Origin of the sequence: Rhizobium sp. 007 (assembly GCF_015353075.1) — a bacterium.
GTDB lineage: Bacteria > Pseudomonadota > Alphaproteobacteria > Rhizobiales > Rhizobiaceae > Rhizobium.
The window spans coordinates 2,307,432-2,326,489 of sequence record NZ_CP064187.1; the positions used below are offsets into that span (position 1 = coordinate 2,307,432).

Annotated in this window: 17 protein-coding genes and 3 pseudogenes; 11 read left to right on the plus strand and 9 right to left on the minus strand. The window is 62.2% G+C overall.

Features of this window, described 5'->3' with window-relative positions:
• Position 1 precedes the first annotated feature (1 nt).
• Entirely contained in the window at positions 2-2,071 is a 2,070-nt protein-coding gene (locus ISN39_RS11630) for a hypothetical protein (RefSeq protein WP_074069061.1), read from the plus strand.
• A 7-nt stretch (positions 2,072-2,078) separates the two neighbouring features.
• On the opposite strand, the pseudogene ISN39_RS11635 reads toward ISN39_RS11630, so the two are convergent.
• A pseudogene (locus ISN39_RS11635) lies at positions 2,079-3,393 on the minus strand (MFS transporter).
• Between the two features lie 72 nt (positions 3,394-3,465).
• Positions 3,466-3,966 (minus strand): N-acetyltransferase, encoded by a 501-nt coding sequence (locus ISN39_RS11640; protein ID WP_194727597.1) that lies wholly within the window; start codon positions 3,964-3,966, stop codon positions 3,466-3,468.
• A gap of 277 nt (positions 3,967-4,243) precedes the next feature.
• Here ISN39_RS11640 and ISN39_RS11645 point away from each other — a divergent pair, with 277 nt between their 5' ends.
• Positions 4,244-5,233 carry a glutathione S-transferase family protein gene (locus ISN39_RS11645; RefSeq protein WP_194727598.1) on the plus strand — a complete coding sequence of 330 codons (990 nt, stop codon included), beginning with the start codon at positions 4,244-4,246 and terminating at the stop codon, positions 5,231-5,233.
• A 3-nt stretch (positions 5,234-5,236) separates the two neighbouring features.
• Here the strand turns inward: ISN39_RS11645 and ISN39_RS11650 are convergent, their stop codons facing one another.
• Positions 5,237-5,716: an NUDIX domain-containing protein gene (locus ISN39_RS11650; RefSeq protein ID WP_246763188.1), complete on the minus strand. Its 480-nt coding sequence runs from the start codon at positions 5,714-5,716 to the stop codon at positions 5,237-5,239.
• 59 nt (positions 5,717-5,775) lie between these two features.
• Here ISN39_RS11650 and ISN39_RS11655 point away from each other — a divergent pair, with 59 nt between their 5' ends.
• The 4 genes from ISN39_RS11655 (at position 5,776) to ISN39_RS11670 (ending at position 8,926) form a co-directional block, all read left to right on the plus strand.
• Positions 5,776-6,696, plus strand: coding sequence for a metallophosphoesterase (locus ISN39_RS11655; protein WP_335727755.1), 921 nt, complete (start codon positions 5,776-5,778; stop codon positions 6,694-6,696).
• A 145-nt stretch (positions 6,697-6,841) separates the two neighbouring features.
• Positions 6,842-7,402 carry a hypothetical protein gene (locus ISN39_RS11660; RefSeq protein WP_194727599.1) on the plus strand — a complete coding sequence of 187 codons (561 nt, stop codon included), beginning with the start codon at positions 6,842-6,844 and terminating at the stop codon, positions 7,400-7,402.
• 168 nt (positions 7,403-7,570) lie between these two features.
• A complete protein-coding gene (locus ISN39_RS11665) occupies positions 7,571-8,077 on the plus strand; it encodes an RNA polymerase sigma factor (RefSeq protein ID WP_194727600.1) in 507 nt (168 codons plus the stop codon).
• Positions 8,078-8,080: 3 nt separating this feature from the next.
• Positions 8,081-8,926 (plus strand): anti-sigma factor, encoded by an 846-nt coding sequence (locus ISN39_RS11670; RefSeq protein ID WP_194727601.1) that lies wholly within the window; start codon positions 8,081-8,083, stop codon positions 8,924-8,926.
• Between the two features lie 3 nt (positions 8,927-8,929).
• On the opposite strand, the gene ISN39_RS11675 is transcribed toward ISN39_RS11670, so the two are convergent.
• Positions 8,930-9,895, minus strand: a complete 966-nt coding sequence (locus ISN39_RS11675) for a zinc-binding dehydrogenase (protein WP_194727602.1) — start codon at positions 9,893-9,895, stop codon at positions 8,930-8,932.
• A 5-nt stretch (positions 9,896-9,900) separates the two neighbouring features.
• Here ISN39_RS11675 and ISN39_RS11680 point away from each other — a divergent pair.
• A pseudogene (locus ISN39_RS11680) lies at positions 9,901-10,381 on the plus strand (helix-turn-helix domain-containing protein); the annotation flags it as partial.
• A 43-nt stretch (positions 10,382-10,424) separates the two neighbouring features.
• On the opposite strand, the gene leuA reads toward ISN39_RS11680, so the two are convergent.
• From leuA to ISN39_RS11695, 3 genes are all read right to left on the minus strand, one after another.
• Positions 10,425-12,140 (minus strand): 2-isopropylmalate synthase, encoded by a 1,716-nt coding sequence (gene leuA, locus ISN39_RS11685; RefSeq protein WP_194727603.1) that lies wholly within the window; start codon positions 12,138-12,140, stop codon positions 10,425-10,427.
• A 325-nt stretch (positions 12,141-12,465) separates the two neighbouring features.
• Positions 12,466-13,650 (minus strand): benzoate/H(+) symporter BenE family transporter, encoded by a 1,185-nt coding sequence (locus ISN39_RS11690; RefSeq protein ID WP_194727604.1) that lies wholly within the window; start codon positions 13,648-13,650, stop codon positions 12,466-12,468.
• Between the two features lie 265 nt (positions 13,651-13,915).
• Positions 13,916-14,503, minus strand: a complete 588-nt coding sequence (locus tag ISN39_RS11695) for an ATP-dependent Clp protease proteolytic subunit (RefSeq protein ID WP_194727605.1) — start codon at positions 14,501-14,503, stop codon at positions 13,916-13,918.
• 162 nt (positions 14,504-14,665) lie between these two features.
• Between ISN39_RS11695 and ISN39_RS11700 the strand changes: the two genes are divergently transcribed.
• Together ISN39_RS11700 and ISN39_RS11705 are read left to right on the plus strand one after the other, a co-directional pair.
• Positions 14,666-15,391: a hypothetical protein gene (locus tag ISN39_RS11700; protein WP_194727606.1), complete on the plus strand. Its 726-nt coding sequence runs from the start codon at positions 14,666-14,668 to the stop codon at positions 15,389-15,391.
• 104 nt (positions 15,392-15,495) lie between these two features.
• Positions 15,496-16,263 (plus strand): DUF2076 domain-containing protein, encoded by a 768-nt coding sequence (locus tag ISN39_RS11705; RefSeq protein ID WP_194727607.1) that lies wholly within the window; start codon positions 15,496-15,498, stop codon positions 16,261-16,263.
• A gap of 16 nt (positions 16,264-16,279) precedes the next feature.
• Here ISN39_RS11705 and queF read toward each other — a convergent pair whose 3' ends face one another.
• The gene (queF, locus tag ISN39_RS11710) at positions 16,280-16,744 is read right to left on the minus strand and encodes a preQ(1) synthase (RefSeq protein WP_074069075.1); all 465 of its coding nucleotides are present in this window, start codon (positions 16,742-16,744) and stop codon (positions 16,280-16,282) included.
• Positions 16,744-17,658: a CDF family cation efflux transporter EmfA gene (gene emfA / locus ISN39_RS11715; protein WP_194730165.1), complete on the minus strand. Its 915-nt coding sequence runs from the start codon at positions 17,656-17,658 to the stop codon at positions 16,744-16,746. The genes queF and emfA overlap by 1 nt, the downstream gene beginning before the upstream one ends.
• A gap of 214 nt (positions 17,659-17,872) precedes the next feature.
• On the opposite strand from emfA, the gene ISN39_RS11720 reads away from it, so the two are divergent.
• On the plus strand, positions 17,873-18,361 hold the full coding sequence (locus tag ISN39_RS11720; RefSeq protein WP_194727608.1) for a MarR family transcriptional regulator: 489 nt from the start codon (positions 17,873-17,875) through the stop codon (positions 18,359-18,361).
• Positions 18,358-19,037, plus strand: a pseudogene (locus ISN39_RS11725) (GNAT family N-acetyltransferase). Before ISN39_RS11720 ends, ISN39_RS11725 begins: the two are co-directional and overlap by 4 nt.
• Positions 19,038-19,058: the final 21 nt, after the last annotated feature.

The window sequence follows — 19,058 nt, forward strand, 5'->3', positions numbered from 1 at the left end:
CATGACGGTTGATTTTTCGCCCTTTATTCCCTGGCCGGTTCTTGCAGCGCTCGCGGCCGTCGTCGCGGTTGTCGCGGTCTTCGCCATCTGGCGCGGCATCCGCGGCGCCTGGATCCGCACGCTCGCCGCCCTCGCATTGCTGGCAGCGCTCGCAAATCCGCTACTCATGCAGGAAGATCGCGAGCAGCTTTCGACGGTCGTTCCCGTCATCGTCGATCGGAGCCAGAGTCAGCAGACGCCGGAACGTATCAAGATGACCGACGAGGCGCTGGCGCAGTTGAAGGATCGCCTCTCTCGTTTCCCGAATATTGAACCGCGCTATGTCGATGCGACCGAGCCTGAAAATTCCGATACGCCCTCCACACGCCTCTTTTCCGCCCTTTCGGCCGCCGTTGCCGACGTACCTCCAGCGCGCATCGGCGGCGCGATCATGCTGACGGATGGCGAAGTGCATGATGCGCCGGGCGTCAATCAGGCGCTCGGCTTTGACGCGCCGGTCCACGGCCTGATCACCGGCAAGGCCAACGAATTTGACCGCCGCGTCGAGGTGATCAAGGCGCCGCGCTTCGGCATCGTCAATGAAGAGCAGCAACTGGTCCTGCGCGTCTTCGACGACGGCCCGAGCCCGGGCACCACGGCCGATGTGACTGTGAAGCTGAACGGCGACGTGATCGCCGCGCTCCAGGCGACACCGGGGCAGGATACGCCGTTTTCCTTTAAGGTTCCGCGCGGCGGCAGCAACGTGCTGGAATTCTCGGTGGCCGGGCTGCCTGGCGAAGTGACGGAGGCAAACAACCGCGCCGTTCATGTCATCGATGGCATCCGCGAAAACCTGCGCGTGCTTTTGGTCTCCGGCGAGCCGCATGCCGGCGAGCGCGCCTGGCGCAATCTCCTGAAGTCCGACGCCTCGGTCGATCTCGTCCATTTCACCATTCTGCGCCCCCCTGAAAAGCAGGACGGCACGCCGATCAACGAGCTTTCGCTGATCGCCTTCCCGACACGCGAGCTGTTCGTCGACAAGATCAAAGACTTCGACCTGATCATCTTCGACCGCTACCAGCACCGCGGCGTGCTGCCGATCCTCTACTATGACTACATTGCACAATATGTCGAAAACGGCGGTGCGCTGCTGATTGCCGCAGGTCCCGAGCATGCCGGCCAGGATTCGATCGCACTGACGCCGCTTTCGGCCGTTCTCCCTGCCGAGCCGACCGGCCAGATGATCGACAAGGCCTTCTATCCCCGCCTCTCCGAGGAGGGCCGCAAGCATCCCGTCACCCGCGGCCTCGACGGCTCCGCTGACGAGCCGCCGCATTGGGGCCGCTGGTTCCGCAGCGTCGATGTCGCGTCTCCGCATGGCCAGACGGTCATGGTTGGCGCAGACAATCATCCGCTGCTGCTTTTGAACCGTGCCGGCCAGGGGCGCGTCGCCATGCTGCTCTCCGACCAGGGCTGGCTCTGGGCCCGCGGCTTCGAGGGCGGCGGCCCGCACGTCTCGCTCTACCGCCGCATCGCCCATTGGCTGATGAAGGAACCGGCGCTGGAGGAAGAAGCGCTGACGGCGCGCGCCTCCGGCCGCACACTGGAGGTAACCCGCCAGACGATCGGCGACAATCCGGGCGAGGCCACAGTCCGATATCCATCAGGCAAGACGGAAAATCTGCCGCTGAACCAGTCCGAACCCGGTCTCTTCAAGGCCGAGAAGAAGATGGACGAGATCGGCCTCTTCGAAATCCGCAACGGCGACCTGACGACGCTCGTTCATGTCGGCGCCGTCGATGCGCCCGAATTCAAGGCGATGATTTCGACGACGGATGTGCTGAAGCCGATTTCCGGCAAGACACGCGGCCTTGTCACCCGCGTTTCAGATACAAATGGAGCGATCGAAGTTCCGCCGATCCTGCCGGTTCGCGGCCAGGTTCGCGTCGCCGACAATGACCGCATGCAGATCAAGTTGACGAACGAGACCGTGCTGAAGGGGATCAATACCCTGCCGCTCTTTGCCGGTTTTGCCGGCGTCGGCGTGCTGCTGCTCGCCTTCGGCGCCATGTGGTGGCGTGAAGGACGATGAGTCTCGCTTAGGCGAGCGAGACCCGCCGCGTTTCCGCATCGATCGCGAGCGCGGCGATGGCAGCCACCACCAGCAGCGCTGCAAATAGCCCGATGGCGATGCCGAGGCCCAGCGACACGACGAATGCCATTAGCGATGGTGCGGCAAGCCCGCCGAGCCGAGCCATGGCGCCTGCGGTCCCCATCCCGGTGGCGCGCGATGCCGTCGGGTAGAGCTCGGGCGTATAGGCGTAAAGCGCCGCCCCAAGTGCCGAGCAGCGCGAAGCTCATGATCAGCAGCGATGCCCCGATCAGCACGTCATCCGGCGAAAGCACGAAGAGCAGGCATCCCGCCGCCGAAAGCAGGCAGAAGCCGATCAGCGTTGGCCGCCGTCCCCATTTCTCGACACCGTAGGCCGCGAGCACGTAGCCCGGTATCTGGGCGAGCGCCACGAAGGCGAGAAAGCCATAGCCGCGCACGAAACCGAAGCCCTCGCCGGCAAGCCTTGCAGGCATCCAGGTGAACACGCCGTAATAGGAGACCGAAACGAGAAACCATATCGCCAGGATAATCAGACTGCGGCGGCGAAGCGAGGCGGAGAAGATGCCCTCTGAAGGCGCATGCGGGGCCGGCACAATCTGATCGGCGGCGGCAAGCTCCGGCCTGCCGTTGCGTTTCAGCATGCGGTTGACGATCGCCTTGGCGTCTTCGGCACGGCCTGTCCGCAACAGATAGAGCGGCGATTCCGGCACGAAGAAGCGTAGCCCGATGCCGAAGATGGCGGGCAGCGCCGTCACGGCAAAGATGTAGCGCCACGCATCGGCAACGCCGGCGACGCTTGCGGCCCATGCGGCAAGCGCAACGATCAACGTGCCGACCGCCCAGAACCCCTCGAGCACGACGAGCCAACGGCCTCGGTTCTTTGCGGGCAGAAATTCCGCCATCATCGCATAGTCGACCGGCAAGGTGCCGCCAACAGCCATCCCCGTTAAGAAGCGCAGAACGAGCAGGCTGGTGAAATCCGGAGCGAAGATCGAAAGCGTACCGAACAAGGCGTCACAGGCGACCGTCAGGATCAGCACGGAGCGTCGGCCCACCCTGTCGGCGAGCCGGCCGAAGACGACGGCGCCGATCAGCATGCCGAGGAAGAAAAGCGTTCCGGTCTGCAGTGCCTGCGGCACCGTCATCTGGAACGTGGCGGCGATCGAAGCGGCCGTGAACCCGACGGCTAGCACCTGCATGGCGTCAGCCGCCCAGACAAGCCCGAAAATCGCCATCAGCCGCCGCTGAAATGCGCCCGTCCCGGCGCGATCCAGCGCCTCGTCCATCGAAATTCCGCTCATGCCGCCCTCCACCAAGCTGCCGAAACCTCGCGCAAAGTGAGGTCAGGGAAAATCAGCGATAGAACATATGAACTATGCACGCCAGCCGATTATACCCTTGAGACGCTGATGCGCATCTTCGGCAAACGAAACGACCAGAACGCGGGCGGGATCGACTGGCCCGGGAAAGGCGAGCGCGTTGTAGGCGACCTTCTCGAAGCCGAGCGGGCAATAATACGGCGGATCGCCGACAAGGATGACAGCCTCGGAGCCCTTGCGCCTTGCCGCCTCCACCGCGATCCGCACGAGTTCGCGGCCGATGCCCATATTCTTGTGCGTTGGCCGGACGGCAAGTGGCCCGAGCAGGTGCCCTTTAACATCGCCCGCCATGACCGGCGTCATCCTGACCGAGGCGATCGTTTCGCCGTCATCAGTACAGATGAAGGAGAGCGACAGATCGTGCGGCCCCTGCTCGCGGATGCGCGCAGCCGCACGCGTGTGCCGGCCAGGGCCGAATGCTTCTTCGTTGATGTGTTCGATAGCCGCGTCGTGAGACGCATCCTCGGTGAGGTAGACCAGATCGTGCTTGTGCATGATGAGACAGAAACCGGATAGACGGAAGCGATGATTTTCGAGCACGCGCTTAGGCGTTCGGAAGCATCAGCGTCGTCGCAGATTTCTGGATGCGTAAAACAAATCGGGTTCCTGAGAAAATGTGAAACGGCCGATAGCAGGAAAAATTTCCCTCGTCCAACGCAAAGTGACGCGACCGAAAAAACATTTGTGACGCACTGTTCAGTCTTTGCACCCCTGCAAAGATCGGCCGCGTGCAATATGTTTCTGCCAACGGCGAATTTGAAGGAAGCGCACAATGGGCATGCTGGTTGACGGCGTCTGGCAGAACGTCGGGTACGATACGAAAAAAACGAAGGGCCACTTCAAGCGCGCGGCCTCTCAGTTCCGCAACTGGATCACGGCCACTGGAGAGGCAGGACCGACGGGCACCGGCGGCTTCAAGGCCGAGGCTGACCGCTATCATCTCTATGTCTCGCTCGCCTGCCCCTGGGCACACCGCACGCTCATTTTCCGCAAACTGAAGAAGCTCGACGACATCATCTCCGTGTCCGTCGTCGATCCGCTGATGGCCGAGAAAGGCTGGGAATTCAAAGTCGGCGACGGCGCGACCGGCGATCACCTTTACGGTGCAAGGACCCTCTTCGAGATCTACGTGAAGGCCGATCCGCACTATTCCGGCCGCGTCACCGTTCCCGTGCTCTGGGACAAGAAGACCGGTACGATCGTCAATAATGAATCGGCCGAGATCATCCGCATGTTCAACAGTGCCTTCGACGGGCTGACCGATTCGAAGACGGATTTCTATCCCGCCGCTCTCCGCGCCGATATCGATGCGCTGAATACGATCGTCTACGACACCGTCAACAACGGCGTCTACAAGGCAGGCTTTGCAACGACGCAGGAAGCCTACGAAGAGAATGTCGTGAAGATTTTCGAAACGCTGGACATGCTGGACGAGCGTCTCGGCAAAAGTCGCTATCTCTTCGGCGACCGGCTGACGGAAGCCGACTGGCGGCTGTTCACGACGCTGGCGCGCTTCGATGCAGTCTATGTCGGCCACTTCAAGTGCAACATCCGCCGCATCGAAGACTACAAGAACCTCTCGGGCTACCTGCGCGATCTTTACCAGACGCCGGGCGTCAAGGAGACGGTGAACCTGCGCCACATCAAGGAGCACTATTACCGCAGCCACAGGACGATCAATCCGACGGGCGTGGTCCCGGTCGGCCCGGCTCTCGATCTCGACCGCCTGCACGGCCGCGCCAAGCTTGCCGCTGCCGCGTGAATCCTACCAGAAGTGAGCGGCTGGCTCTTCGCCGCTCAACTCCCTCAGCCTGCGCCTCGTCGCTTCAGTCGTGCCGTCCGGCAGACCGTCGAGCGCGAAGAAGCCGCATTCGACAATTTCGCGATCCGGCTTGCGCGGCGCGGTCTGCTCGACCTCGGCGCGGTAGAAGACCACATGATCGCGCCGGCTCGCCGATGCGTTGAAATAGACATGGAAGAGCTGCGGCCTGCCGATGATCTTGAGGTTGCCCTCCTCGCGCAGTTCCTTGATCAGCGCTTCCTCTGCCGTCTCGTTGCGCTCCAGCCCGCCGCCAGGCATATGCCAGCCGGGAAGGTAGCTGTGGCGGACCAGAAAAATCCGCCCCGACGAATCGAAACAAGCCGCCCGCACGCCCATGGTCATGCCGCGCGCGAGGGCGAAATAGCCATGCACGATCCGCATCAGCAGCTTGGATTGCCAGGGCCTGATTTCCTTGATCGTCATGGGTCTGTTTTCACTATTTCGTTCAATCGGATGTGTTTGATTTGTAAATATCCTGGTCTATGTGTCGTAGCATGTTCAAGCTCGCGCATATCTCGGATATCCACCTCGGCCCACTTCCCAATCTTTCATTCCGCGAGCTTTTCTCGAAGCGCATTACCGGCTTTGTGAACTGGCACCGCCACAGGCGCAAGCATCTTTTCGGCGGCACGCTGGATCTGCTCCTGGAGGATATCCGTGCGCGCCATGCGGACCACCTGGCCGTGACCGGCGACTTGGTGAATCTCGCAAGCGGCATTGAGATCCGCTCCGCCGCCGCCTGGCTTCGCGCGCTCGGGGAACCGGCGGAAACCTCCGTGGTTCCCGGCAATCACGACGCCTATGTGCCCGGCGCCTACGAGAAATCCATGCGCGCCTGGTATGACTATGTGCGCGGCGACCTCGCCCCAGCCGAATGGGAGGAAGACAAGCACATCTTTCCCTATCTCCGCGTCCGCGGCAAAGTCGCGCTCGTCGGCTGCTCGACGGCCGTCGCCACGCCACCATTTGCCGCCAGCGGCTTCTTCAGCCAGCGGCAGGCCCGCGAGACCGTCAACATGCTCCGCGCGGCCGGTGAAGCCGGCCTCTTTCGCGTCGTCATGATCCACCACCCGCCGATCCGCGGCGCGACTGCTTTCTACAAGCGGATGATCGGCATCCGCCGCTTTGCCGCCGTCGTCTCGACCGGCGGCGCAGAACTCGTGCTCCACGGCCATACGCATCTCAATACGCTCCACTGGCTGCGCGGCCAGACCGGTCCCGTGCCTGTAGTCGGCATTGCTTCCGCCTCGCAGGGACCAGGTGGCTTGAAGCCCCGTGCCGCCTATAATCTCTTCAGCATCGACGGTTCGCCCGGCGCCTGGGAACTGAGGGGCGAACGCTTCAGCTTGAACGACATGGGCGATGGCGTTTCGTCGGAAAGTGTCGACATTTTCAAGCTTTAGACGGAAAAGCGGAATCTTTTTCGCCGCTTTTTGAATCACTTTCTGAAGCCGCTACGATTTTCCCCCAGGCAATGCTTAAGCCCTTGGTATTTCCAAATCCCACTGTACAATCCGGCCGCAATCGCCGCCGATCAGGGAACAAGCCATGCGCGCCGCAGCAAACCGCATCTGCCGTCTCATCCTCGCATTCGGCCTTGCGGCCGGGCTCTCGGTACCAGCCTTCGCCGTCGGTGACGAAAGCGACGAGACGGGCCCGCCTCCGAAGACCGAAACCACGACCAAATGCGCCGACGGCAAGGTGTGGGACAAGAAGAGGAAGGAATGCGTCGCGCCGAAGAAGAGCAGCTTTAACGACGACGACCTCTACGAGGCAGCGCGCGAATTCGCCTATGCCGGCCAATATGAAAATGCCATCACCGTCTTGAACCTCGCCAGGAACAAGAACGATCCACGTATCCTGAACTATCTCGGCTATGCAAACCGCAAGGCGGGCCGGATGGAACTTGGAATGTCCTATTACCGCAAGGCGCTGCAAGCCGACGAGAATTATATTCTCGCACGATCATACATGGGCCAGGCCCTGGCCGAAGAAGGTGACATCCAGGGTGCCCGCGTCCAGCTCGTCGAAATTCGCGACCGCGGCGGGGAAAACACCTGGGCTTATCGGGCGCTATTGCAGAGCCTGAACGGCTACCGGACCTATTGAAACGGGGGCCGCTCCGGCGACCAAGAGAGAAACCTTTGGGAATTCTTCGACCGCGCCGTCTTCTTCTTGCGCGGCAGTGCAAAATTGTTCCATAAAGGTCACTTCCACGATATAAAAAGCTTGGCCCACATCGGGTGCCTCGCCCGAACACATTCATGAAATGAAACTATGCGTCAGCCTGTAACGACCATCGATATCCGACGCGACCTGGTGGGCCTGCTCCCGCGGCTGCGGCGCTTCGCGATGACGCTTGCCGGCGATGCGGCTGCTGCCGACGATCTGGTGCAGGCGGTCTGTCAGCGTGCGGTGGCAAAGAGCCACCAGTGGAGCGGCGAAGGCCGGCTCGAAAGCTGGATTTACACACTCGCCCGCCAACAGTGGAGCGACGATGGCCGCAGACGCAAGGCGCGACCGGCTTCCAAGAGCAACGTCACGGATATCCGCGACGCGGCGCGCGACCGCGCAGCCGTCGCCGATACCGATGCCATACACCGCATGCTCGCCGAAATGCCTGAAGGCATTTCGAGCGTCTTCCTGCTCGTCGCTGTCGAAGGACATACCTATCAGCAGACCGCCGACATCATGGGCATATCGGCCGGCAGCGTGCCCGCGCAGCTTGCCGCGGCGCGGCTGCACTTCGCAAGCCTCGCCGACGATCATCCTCACAGGTACTGAACTTTGCCCGATTTCAAAAAACTATCGCTTGACGCCCAGCTGACCGCCCTTCTCGACGGCGAAACGACGCCGGAACAGAAGCATGAGCTGGAGCAGCGCCTCGCCACCGACGAAGGTGCGCGCCGGCTTTACGACAAGCTGCGTCACGGCGCCGATTTCGGCCGCCGCCGTCTGGACGATATTCTTAAGGAGCCGGTTCCGCTGGCACTCGTGCGCTCGATCAAGAGCGTCCAGCCGCCCAAGGCGCCGATCGCGCCGCGAACCACCCGCCCGTCGATGAAGCTCGCGCCGAGCGGCACGCAGGCACTGGCCGCAGCGATCATCCTTTTTATCGTCGGCTGCGGCATCGGCTATCTCGCCGGCACGAGCCCTGGCACTCCCACGGGCAATGGCACGACGCAGATCGCGGACGACAATGCCAGCAGCAAGAACTGGCTGAACGACATCACCGCCTACCAGCGCCTAATGATCCGCCAGCCGCGGCATATCGTCGAGGTGCCCTCTACCCAGGCCGAGGAGATTTCCAACTGGCTGACGTCCACGGTCGGCGTCGCCTTCCGCGTGCCTGACTTGTCTACCGACGGCTGGGCCTTCCAGGGCGCCCGCGTGCTTCTTGGCGACGGAAAGCCGGTCGGCCAGCTGGTCTATACGAGCACGGACGGCGATCTCATCTCCATCTGCTTCCGCAAGGATGCCCAGCCGCCCGAGTCCGAGGATTTCAAGGAAACGATCAGGGACGAAATCGGCCTGATCACCTGGCACAATGCCGGCACCTCCTACGTCCTGGCCGGACCTTCCGCCGAAGCCTCGCTCAGCCAGATCGCCATGGAAGTCGCAACCGCGATCTGAGCCTTACGGGACCAGCACCACCTTGCCGCTGACGCCCCGGCTTTCGATGGCGCGATGCGCATCGGCAGCTTTGTCCAGCGGAAAACTCGCGCCCTTTGCGACGATCAGCGCGCCGGAGACGGCAAGCGAAAACAGCGCGGAGAGATCGTCCGCCAGCGTTTCAGATAACAGCGGCAGCAGCGCAAATCCCTTAAGCGTCTGGTTCGTCTCGAACATGGAATTCAGGTCGGCAACCTCAAGCCGAAAGCGGCCCAGTGCAGCAAAGACAAGCTCTCCACCCGGCGCAAGCGCTGCAAGGGAGGCACGTGTCACCTCGCCACCGATCGTATCGTAGATCAGATCGACGGGCGCCTTCTCACGGAGGGTCTCCTGCCAGCCCTCGGCTGTATAGTCGATCGCCGCATCCGCGCCCAGCGTGCGGGAGAGCGACCTCTTCTTCTCGCTGCTTGCCGTCGCGATGACCGATCCGGCGCCCTCACGCTTCGCCAATTGCACCAGCAGCGAGCCAACGCCCCCGGCCGCCGCGTGGACAAGAACGGTTTTGTCCCGTGGCGGCGCCTGACGCACCATATGCAGCGCCGTCAGCCCCTGCACCATCAGCGCAACCGCCGCCTCGAAGGACAACGCGTCGGGGATCGAGATCACTGACGCACCCGGCACGGCGACGTACTCCGCATAACCCTCACCCCGCCCGAGCGCGAAAAGCGGAACGGCAACGCGCGCACCGATGACAGCGGAATCAACTCCCTCGCCTATCGCCTCGACAACACCCGCGACTTCAACACCCGGGATCATCGGCAATTGCGGCGTCACTGCATACCGGTTGGCGCGCATCAGCACTTCGAAGAAGTTGACGCCTGCAGTACGGACCCGAACGAGCACCTCCCCTTCGCGCGGCATTGCTTTCGGCACCTCGACGACCTTGAGAACCTCAGGGGGACCGAAATGGCCGAAGCGGACGGCTTTCATGGGCAGACCTCACGTTTGAATGGCGTGGGCAGCGCTTTATCAGTAAGCTCGGCGGCAGGAATAGACACTCTTTCGTGCCATACCCACCAGGAAGTGACCATGGCTGAACTCATCAAGAGACTGCCCAAATTGCCCGTCGAACGCGCCCTAAAGGTGATCGCCGGGCGCTGGAAACCGGTTATCCTCTACTACGTTTTCTGCGGCCCGAAGCGCCTTTCGGAGCTGAAACGCATGATGCCGGAGATCACGCAGAAGGTGCTGATCCAGCAGCTACGCGAAATGGAGGAACATGGTCTGGTAAGGCGCGAGGTGTTTGCCGAAGTTCCCGCGCGCGTCGAATATACCGCGACGGAGCTCGGGCTTGGGCTTGAACCGGTGCTGCTGGCGCTCTGCCAATGGGGCCAGCGCCACGCCGAGGCGCAGAATGAAATCGCCGACATTGCCGACTGCATCGTCCGCCCGCGCAAGCCATCTTTCGCCGCCTGAGAGGCGAAACGCGCAGCCGGCGGCGCCCGCTGCGCAATCTCGATCAGTTCTTCCCGGCTCTCACATCCAGCACGCGGTTGGCCGCCGAGACGATCGCTTCGAGCGAGGCGCCGACGATATTGGTGCTGATGCCGGCACCGAAGAGTTTGCCGCCGGGATAGGCGGTCTCGACGTAGGAGATGGCCGCCGCATTCGAGCCGTGCTGCAGGGAGTGCTCGGAGTAGTCTTCGACCGACATCTCGATGCCGAGATAGTGCGAGAGCGCGTTGATGAAGCCGTCGATGGGGCCGTTGCCGCGGCCTTCGATACGCTTCGTCACGCCATTGTCGATGATCTCAGCGGCGACGACACGCACGCCCTTGCGCTCTGGATCGGCGAAGGTGTGATGATCGACGAACTTGATGCGGCCCTCGGGTTGCGTCACGTAGCGCTCGATGAAGCGGTCGTAGATGCGGCGCGACGGCAGTTCCTTGCCTTCCTCGTCGGTGATGCGCTGGATGTCCTCGCGGAACTCGACCTGGAGATTGCGCGGCAGATTGAGCCCGTAGTCCTGCTGCAGGATATAGGCGATGCCGCCCTTGCCGGACTGCGAGTTGATGCGGATGATCGCCTCGTAGGAGCGGCCGACATCCTGCGGGTCGATCGGCAGATAGGGCACTTCCCACACCGGATGGTTGGCGACCTTGATCGCCTTCATACCCTTGTTGATCGCATCCTGATGCGAGCCGGAAAAGGCCGTATAGACCAGTTCGCCGACATAAGGGTGGCGCTCGCCGATCGTCATCTGGTTCGAATATTCGAAGACGCTCTTGATGCGCTCGATGTCGGAGCAGTCGATTTCCGGATCGACGCCCTGCGTGAACATGTTGAGCGCCATCGTCACCACATCGACATTGCCCGTGCGCTCGCCGTTGCCGAAGAGCGTACCCTCGACGCGGTCGGCGCCTGCCAGCAGACCGAGCTCGGCTGCCGCAATACCGGTGCCGCGGTCGTTATGCGGATGCAGCGAGACGATCAGGTTCTCGCGATTGTCGAGATTGCGGCACATCCATTCGATCTGGTCGGCATAGACGTTCGGCGTCGCCATCTCGACGGTGGACGGCAGGTTGATGATCAGCTTGTTGTCCGCCGTCGGCTTCATCACGTCGATGACGGCATTGCAGATTTCCAGCGCCACTTCGAGCTCGGTACCGGTGAAGCTTTCCGGCGAGTATTCGAAGCGGTAGCCGCCGCCGGCTTTCGCCGCCATGTCGGTGATCATCTTCGCCGCATCGACGGCGATCTGCTTGATACCCGGCACGTCCTTGGCAAAAACCACGCGGCGCTGCAGCTCGCTCGTCGAGTTGTAGAAATGCACGATCGGCTTGTTGGCACCCTGCAGCGCCTCGAAGGTACGGGTAATCAGCTCAGGGCGGCACTGAACCAGGACCTGCAGCGAAACGTCGTCCGCCACATTTCCTTCCTCGATGCACCAGCGCGCAAAGTCGAAGTCCGTTTGCGAGGCGGAGGGAAAGCCGATCTCGATTTCCTTGAAGCCCATGTCGAGCAGCAGCTGGAACATGCGATCCTTGCGGTCATGGCCCATCGGGTCCACCAGCGCCTGATTGCCGTCGCGAAGGTCGACAGAGCACCAGACCGGCGCCTTGCTGATCGTCTTCGTGGGCCAGGTGCGGTCGGGAATGTTCACCTGCGGGTACGGGCGGTATTTCACGCCTGCGGATTGCATGCCTTTTGCGGGATTTTGCGTCTTCGCGTCCATTGTCTTCTTCCTCGTCCCGGCAATTTGCCCCGCGTCTTAGCCCATCATGGCGGGCTTGGCGACAGCAAATGCGGACCTTGTTGGTCTATGTTGAATTCAGGGAATTCGTCGCGAGGAGCGATAGGGCCAGCGGGCTTTCGGCCGCCGGGCGCTCCTCAAAGGACCCGGCAACCGCGTGTAAGGCCGAGGAGAAGAAGCGACGTCAGGGCGCGCGTGTTGTCACGCAGGGCAACGCGGCCGCGGACAATAGTGTCGGAAATCTTTGCGCCAGTGGTCTTCATGCCCGCGCTTATAGCTGCCGAACAAAAAAACGGCAACCCCCCGCCTATGTTCTTGCCGCCTGCACGAAACGCGACAGCGCCAGCATCAACCCGCCGGCCACGAGCCCCCAGAACGCTCCGGAAATGCCGGCGAAGGAAACGCCCGATGCCGTCACCAGAAAGGTGATCGCCGCAGCCTCGCGCGATTCCGGCGCCTGAAAGGCGGCCATCGCCGATCCGGAGAAGGCGCCGACGAGGGCCAGCCCTGCGACCGCCTGAATCAGGATCGGCGGCGCCAAAGCCACAAAGGCTGTCACGACGCCGGCAAGCAGTCCGAACACCACATAGCCGGCGCCGGAGATCAGCGCCGCCCAATAACGTCGCTTCGGATCTGCATGCGCGTCCTGCCCCGCACACATCGCCGCCGTGATCGCCGCCAGATTGACGGCATGGCCGCCGAAGGGCGCGGAAAGACCCGAAAAGAAGCCGGTGACGGCAAAGAGCGGCCCCGGCTTCGGATCATAAAGATTGACCTTCAGCACCGCGATGCCCGGAATGTTCTGCGATGCCATGGTGACGATGAAGAGCGGAAGCGCGACCGAAACGAGGCCCGCAAGATTGAACACCGGACGGACGATCTCGATTGTCGGCACAAGCGACCGCCCGATCAAGGCCAGCGCTTCGTCCGGAATGTCGATGCCGAATGTCAGTACCAGCACGAAGGCGCCGAGGGCGGCAGGCACTGCCCAGAGCCGCCTGAAGGCGCCGACGATGATCCAGGCGAGAATGATGGGCAGCCCGAGCAGCGGATTGAAGGCGATCGCCTTTACCGGCGCAAAGCAGAGGCCGAGCAGCACGCCGGCAAGCATGGCATTGGCAAGCGGCGCCGGGATCGCGGCCACCGCGCGGCCAAGCGGCTTGAAGAGGCCGGCGACGACGATCAGCACCGCGCAGATCAGAAAGGCACCGACGGCGGCATTGAACCCACCCTCGATCGCCCCGGTGCTCGCAAGAAGTGCTGCGCCCGGCGTCGACCAGGCAATACTGACTGGAAGCCGTGTTACCGCGCTCAGCACGATGCCGCAGATGCCCATCGAGATCGACAGCGCCATAAGACCGGAGGCCGCCTGCCCATCCGTTGCGCCCACTGCCTGCAATCCTTGCAGCACGACGGCGAAGGAACTGGCAAAGCCGACAAAGGCTGTGAGGACGCCCATGAACAGGGCCTGGAGGGAAAAGTCTTTGAGCATGGCGGGTCTCGGATGACTGGAAAAGTTGCATGGAGCCCCATCGAATGGAGTCGCGCAAGTCCAGATGCCCGCCTTATGGTTCCCTCGTCTCCCCTCAGGGAGAAGGTGCTCGTAAGGGAAATGTCCGGGCCGGCCTAGCCGGGCGATCGATCCTTGAGATCGGTGCAAACACCAGCTGCTTACCAAGAAAAAAGGGGCAACGCTTGCCGCGCCGCCCCCTCATTCGAGCCTTCAGCCCGCCTTCTCCCCACCGGGGCGAAGTGAATCAAATCTCGTTCTGCGACGTTACGATCCGCGAAACCAGGCCGTAAGCCTTGGCTTCTTCTGCCGAAAGCCAGTAGTCGCGGTCAGTGTCGGCGGCGATCTTCTCGATCGACTGGCCAGTGGCGGCCGCCATGATCTTGTTCAGCCGCTCGTTCATCTTGATGATCTCGCGTGCCTGGATCTCGATGTCGGAGGCCATGCCGCGCGTGCCGCCGGACGGCTGGTGCAGCAGGAAGCGCGTGTTCGGCAGGCAAAGACGCCGTTCCTTCGGTACCGCGACGTAAATCAGCGCGCCGGCCGAGGCGACCCAGCCGGTGCCGATCATCCAGACCTTTGGCTTGATGAATTTGACCATGTCATGGATCGAATCGCCGGATTCGACGTGACCACCGGGCGAACTGACATAGATACGGATGTCCTCGTCGCTGGCTGCGGCAAGCGCCACGAGCTGCGAGCAGACCTTCTGGGCGATTTCCTGGTTGATCGGCCCGTAGATGAAGATCGAACGCGACTTGAAAAGATTCGCCTCCGTTTCCTTGCCGAGCGGCAGCTCCTTCGTCTTGTCGTCGTCTTGTTCTTCGTCGTTCATTCGAACCTCTCTTACTTCCAAATCGGGTTCCTCGCACATAGTGCGACTCAATGGGTAAAACAATGCGGGAAAAAGACAAGGCACGGAACGGGTGAAGATATTCTTATGACAAACCGGCGATATGCTCGCATTCTGCCGGAGAGCTCGAAAGCGGAGGCGAAAATGACATCGGAAATGCTGCGCGCGGCTGTCCGCAACAATGCGCTGTGGTGCAATGCCGTCTGTCAGGCACAAGGCGTGTCCGGCGAATTTTCCGCAACCGTCTGGCTTCACCGCCAGGGCACGCCGCCCTTTTATCCGGACGTCATAACGCTGACGGGCGCTGATAGCGCACGCGAGCAGGAGGAAGCGATCGCTGTGCTGATCCGCTCGCGAAAAGGCGGCTGGGGCGTCAAGGACAGCTACGCCGCGCTCACCCTTACTCCTCTCGGTTTCGAAATCTTGTTCGAGGCCGAATGGATCGGCATCGAGGCGGCGGTTGAGATTCATGCGCCGAAAGAGCATTCCCTGACATGGAAGCGGATCACGACGGCGGTTGAACTCGAGCTTTGGGAAAGAGCCTGGGGCGCCGGCGAACCGCCGCAGACAACGCCGATCTTCGCTGAACCGCTGCTGCGCAATGCGGATATCGCCTTTCTTGCCGCCTTCGAGAGCGAAGCGCTCTGCGGCGGCGGCATTCTCAATCGCCAGTCGGATGTGGTCGGCCATTCGAATGTCTTTGCCATCAAAAAGAGCGACCGCGCCGTCCGCGCCGGGCTGGTGCAGAAGGCGGCCGAGATCTTTCCCGGCATGCCGATCGTCGGCTACGAGCACGGCGAGGATTTGAGCGATGCGCTGGAGCTTGGCTTTACGTCGCTCGGCCCGCTGCGCGTCTGGGTCCGGTCCTGAGCGCCTTACCGAAATGTAACGCGCCGCGGCTTTGAAAAGCCAAAATCCGTTCCTACGTCATCCTCAGGCGGCCATGTCCGCACGAAAGACACAAGGAGACAGCTATGTCACCGGAAGAACGCCAATTGCTGGCCGGCCTCTTCGACAGGATCCGCACCGCCGCTGCGACACCGCGCGACCGCGAAGCGGAGGCCTTCATCGATCAGGGCGTGCGCGAGCAGCCCTATACGACCTATTATCTGGCGCAGGCCGTCATCGTTCAGGAAAAGGGTCTTGAAGCGGCCGCCAACCACATCAAGGAACTGGAAGAGCGCATCCGCCAGCTCGAGGCCGGCGAAAGCCAACATCACCAGGCCGAACAGGGCGGCGGTTTTTTGAGCTCGATCTTCGGCACCGGCCAGGCGCAGCAGCCGGCACCGACCTCGGATCCCTGGGGCAATGCGCCGCGCCAGACCATCCATCAAGATCGCGGTTACGACGAACCCGTCCGCCCGATGCGACAGCAGCCGAGCGGCCCGTGGGACCCGCAACCCGGCGCACCGTCTGCTGGCGGCAGCTTCCTTCGCGGAGCGCTCGGCACCGCCGCCGGCGTGGCGGGCGGCATGCTGCTTGCCAATTCGTTGAGCGGCATCTTCGGCAATCATATGTCGTCGCTCGGCTGGGGCTCGCCTTTTTCCGGCAGCAACCCTTCTGGCAATGCCGGCGCCCCCACCGAGGAGACCGTCATCAACAACTACGATGGCGATCAGAACCCCCAGGTTGCCGATGACAACAATAATAATGACATCCGGCAGGCCGACTACAGCAGCGACGACAACAATGATGACGACGTCGCTAGCGATCAGTCCGGCGACGACAGTTTCGATGTCTGATCGATCGGCCTAAGCCTCAGCCGCGGCCGCGATAGGTCGCGACACCTTGGTCGGGCAGCCACACGCCTTCCGGCGGCTTGCCTGTCTGCCAGAAGACGTCGATCGGAATACCGCCGCGCGGATACCAATAGGCGCCGATCCGTAGCCACTTCGGATCGAGCAGTTCGACGATCCGCTTGGCGATATAGATCGAGCAATCCTCATGGAAGGCGCCGTGGTTGCGGAAGGAATGCAGGAAGAGCTTCAGCGACTTCGACTCCACCAGCCATTCGTTCGGAATGTAATCGATAACGATATGGGCGAAATCCGGCTGGCCGGTCATCGGGCAGAGCGAGGTGAATTCCGGCGCGGTGAAGCGCACCACGTAGTCGGTGCCCGCATGGTTCGACGGCACCCTCTCCAGCACCGCCTCTTCCGGCGACTTGGCTGTTTCGGTCTCTTTCCCCAGCATCGACAGGCTGGAAACATCGGTTTTCGGCATTAGACGTCCTTTACGACTTTGACGCGGATCCCATGGGCCCTTTCGCCCTCGGGCTCGACGTGAATGGCAATGCTGGCGCCCGGATGCACCGCGCGGATGGCATCTTCAAGGCAGTCGCAGATATCGTGCGCCTGCCTTACCGGCATTGCGGCCGGAACCACGAGATGAAAATCGACGAAGGTGACGGACCCCGCCCGGCGGGTCTTCAGGTCGTGAACGCCGATCGAGCCCGCCGCATGCGTGGCGATCGCCTGCTTGATCGCCTCCTCTTCCTCCGGTTCCACCGCCTGGTCCATCAGCCCACCGATCGAATGCGAGATCACCTTCCAGCCCTGATAGAGGATGTTGACGGCAACCAGGATCGCAAGCACCGGGTCGAAGATCGGATAGCCGGTCGCGATCGCCAGTAACAGGCCGATCAGCACGCCGACGGACGTCACGACGTCCGACATGATATGCTGGCCGTCGGCGGCGAGCGCCGCCGAGCGGTGTTTCCGGCCAGTCCGGATCAGCAGCTGCGCCCAGACGGCGTTGATCACGCCCGCCGCGAAATTGATCGCGAGGCCGAGTGCAGGCGCGTCAAGCATGCGCGGCGCCGCCAGATGGCCGATCGCCTCCTTGACGATCAAAAGCGCGGCGACCACGATGAGCGCGCCTTCGGTCACCGCCGAGAGATACTCGGCCTTTTGGTGCCCGAACGGATGGTCGTGATCGGCCGGCTTCTGGGCGTAGCGAATGACGAAATAGGCAATGAAGGCGGCAACGACATTGACGGTCGACTCAAGACCGTCCGAAAGCAGCGCGACCGAGCCGGTGACCCACCACGCTGCCATCTTCAGTCCCATGACACCGAGCGATAGCGGAATGCCCCAAAGCGCCAGCCGCTGAACCGCGAGATTGCCTTGTCCGTCCATATCGATCACCCTGCCAGCCTCAGTGCGGATGCGAATGAATTGCAGCATTTGGCCCATTCAAACGCAAAACCGCCCGCGCGAAAATCGCGCAGGCGGCCAATGCGGGTGATATGGGGGATTATAGGTATTTTGTCAAATTGGGACGCCCGCGGTATCGATTGACGAAAATTGCATAACACGTTATATAACTGCTGATTGATTGCGGAGGTTTCCTGTGGTTGACGACGTCGTGCGAACCCTCGGTTTTCTGTGCATGGGCAGCCGTTTCCGCCGCATCGGGGAGCGTCTGCAGGCCGATACCCAGCAGATCATCGAAGAATACGGCATCGCCATACAGGCTGCCCAGTATCCCTTTCTCGCAGCACTCGATCGCGCCGGCCCTTTGACGATCGGCGAGCTTGCGCAGGCGGTCGGCATCACGCAGCCGGGTGCCACCCGGACAGTAAGCCAGTTGCTGGAATTGGGCTTGGTCGACATGCAGGCAGCACCCGACGACCAGCGGCGGCGATTGATCTCGCTTTCCCGGAAGGGACAGGAACTCGTCGACTACTCGAAACAATCGGTGTGGCCGCGGATCTCGGCGGCAGTCGCCGATCTTTGCGGCGATCTGAACGGACCGATCCTCGCGCAGCTCGCCGCCATCGAGGACGGTCTTACCGAAGCTGCCCTCGCCCGCCGCGCCGCGAAGGAGGAACCGACATGAGACATATTCTCGACCGTCCGATCTGGAGCGCGCTCGACACCGCGCATGCGAGCCTCGCCGAAGGCAACGAGAGAGCCCGGCGATACCCGCCGTCCATCGTTCCTTTCGCAGCTCGGCGGATGAGACGCCGGAAAGTCTCGAGGCATTGGAAAACCTCCCGGAAGCCGACGAAACGATGCTACTTGTCGAAGCCGGCCCGATCGCCATTCCACGAGGGTTGGCTGCTGTTTCCGAGGCTTTAGCCGTCCAGATGATCGCCGAACGGCGGCATGAGAGGATCACGGATTCACGTATACAGCCGCTGAGCGAGGCTGACGCCGAGGAGATGCTGGCGCTTGCGACCTTGACCAAGCCCGGTCCATTCACGCGGCGGGCGCAGAGCCTCGGCACCTTCTGGGGGATCAAGGCTGAAGGCAGGCTCATCGCCATGGCCGGCCAGCGGCTGCGGCAGACCGGCTTTGCGGAACTCAGCGGGCTTTGCACGCATCCGCAATTCCAGCGGCGCGGGCTTGGAACGTTGCTCTTTCGTTTTGTCGCCGGCGAGATCGCCGCGCGGGGCGAAACGGCGTATCTGCATGCCTATGCAAACAATACGCCGGCAATCGGACTCTATAGGTCGCTCGGCTTCAGGCTGCGGTCCGACATGAACCTGCGCGTCGTCAAACGCCGAGCATAAACGGCCGATCCACGGCAGCGA

Coding starts and splice junctions, on each gene's coding strand:
- ISN39_RS11630 (WP_074069061.1), top strand. CDS start 2: ATGACGGTTGATTTTTCGCCCTTTATTCCCTGGCCGGTTCTTGCAGCG.
- ISN39_RS11640 (WP_194727597.1), bottom strand. CDS start 3,966: ATGCACAAGCACGATCTGGTCTACCTCACCGAGGATGCGTCTCACGAC.
- ISN39_RS11645 (WP_194727598.1), top strand. CDS start 4,244: ATGGGCATGCTGGTTGACGGCGTCTGGCAGAACGTCGGGTACGATACG.
- ISN39_RS11650 (WP_246763188.1), bottom strand. CDS start 5,716: ATGACGATCAAGGAAATCAGGCCCTGGCAATCCAAGCTGCTGATGCGG.
- ISN39_RS11655 (WP_335727755.1), top strand. CDS start 5,776: ATGTGTCGTAGCATGTTCAAGCTCGCGCATATCTCGGATATCCACCTC.
- ISN39_RS11660 (WP_194727599.1), top strand. CDS start 6,842: ATGCGCGCCGCAGCAAACCGCATCTGCCGTCTCATCCTCGCATTCGGC.
- ISN39_RS11665 (WP_194727600.1), top strand. CDS start 7,571: ATGCGTCAGCCTGTAACGACCATCGATATCCGACGCGACCTGGTGGGC.
- ISN39_RS11675 (WP_194727602.1), bottom strand. CDS start 9,895: ATGAAAGCCGTCCGCTTCGGCCATTTCGGTCCCCCTGAGGTTCTCAAG.
- leuA (WP_194727603.1), bottom strand. CDS start 12,140: ATGGACGCGAAGACGCAAAATCCCGCAAAAGGCATGCAATCCGCAGGC.
- ISN39_RS11690 (WP_194727604.1), bottom strand. CDS start 13,650: ATGCTCAAAGACTTTTCCCTCCAGGCCCTGTTCATGGGCGTCCTCACA.
- ISN39_RS11695 (WP_194727605.1), bottom strand. CDS start 14,503: ATGAACGACGAAGAACAAGACGACGACAAGACGAAGGAGCTGCCGCTC.
- ISN39_RS11700 (WP_194727606.1), top strand. CDS start 14,666: ATGACATCGGAAATGCTGCGCGCGGCTGTCCGCAACAATGCGCTGTGG.
- ISN39_RS11705 (WP_194727607.1), top strand. CDS start 15,496: ATGTCACCGGAAGAACGCCAATTGCTGGCCGGCCTCTTCGACAGGATC.
- queF (WP_074069075.1), bottom strand. CDS start 16,744: ATGCCGAAAACCGATGTTTCCAGCCTGTCGATGCTGGGGAAAGAGACC.
- emfA (WP_194730165.1), bottom strand. CDS start 17,658: ATGGACGGACAAGGCAATCTCGCGGTTCAGCGGCTGGCGCTTTGGGGC.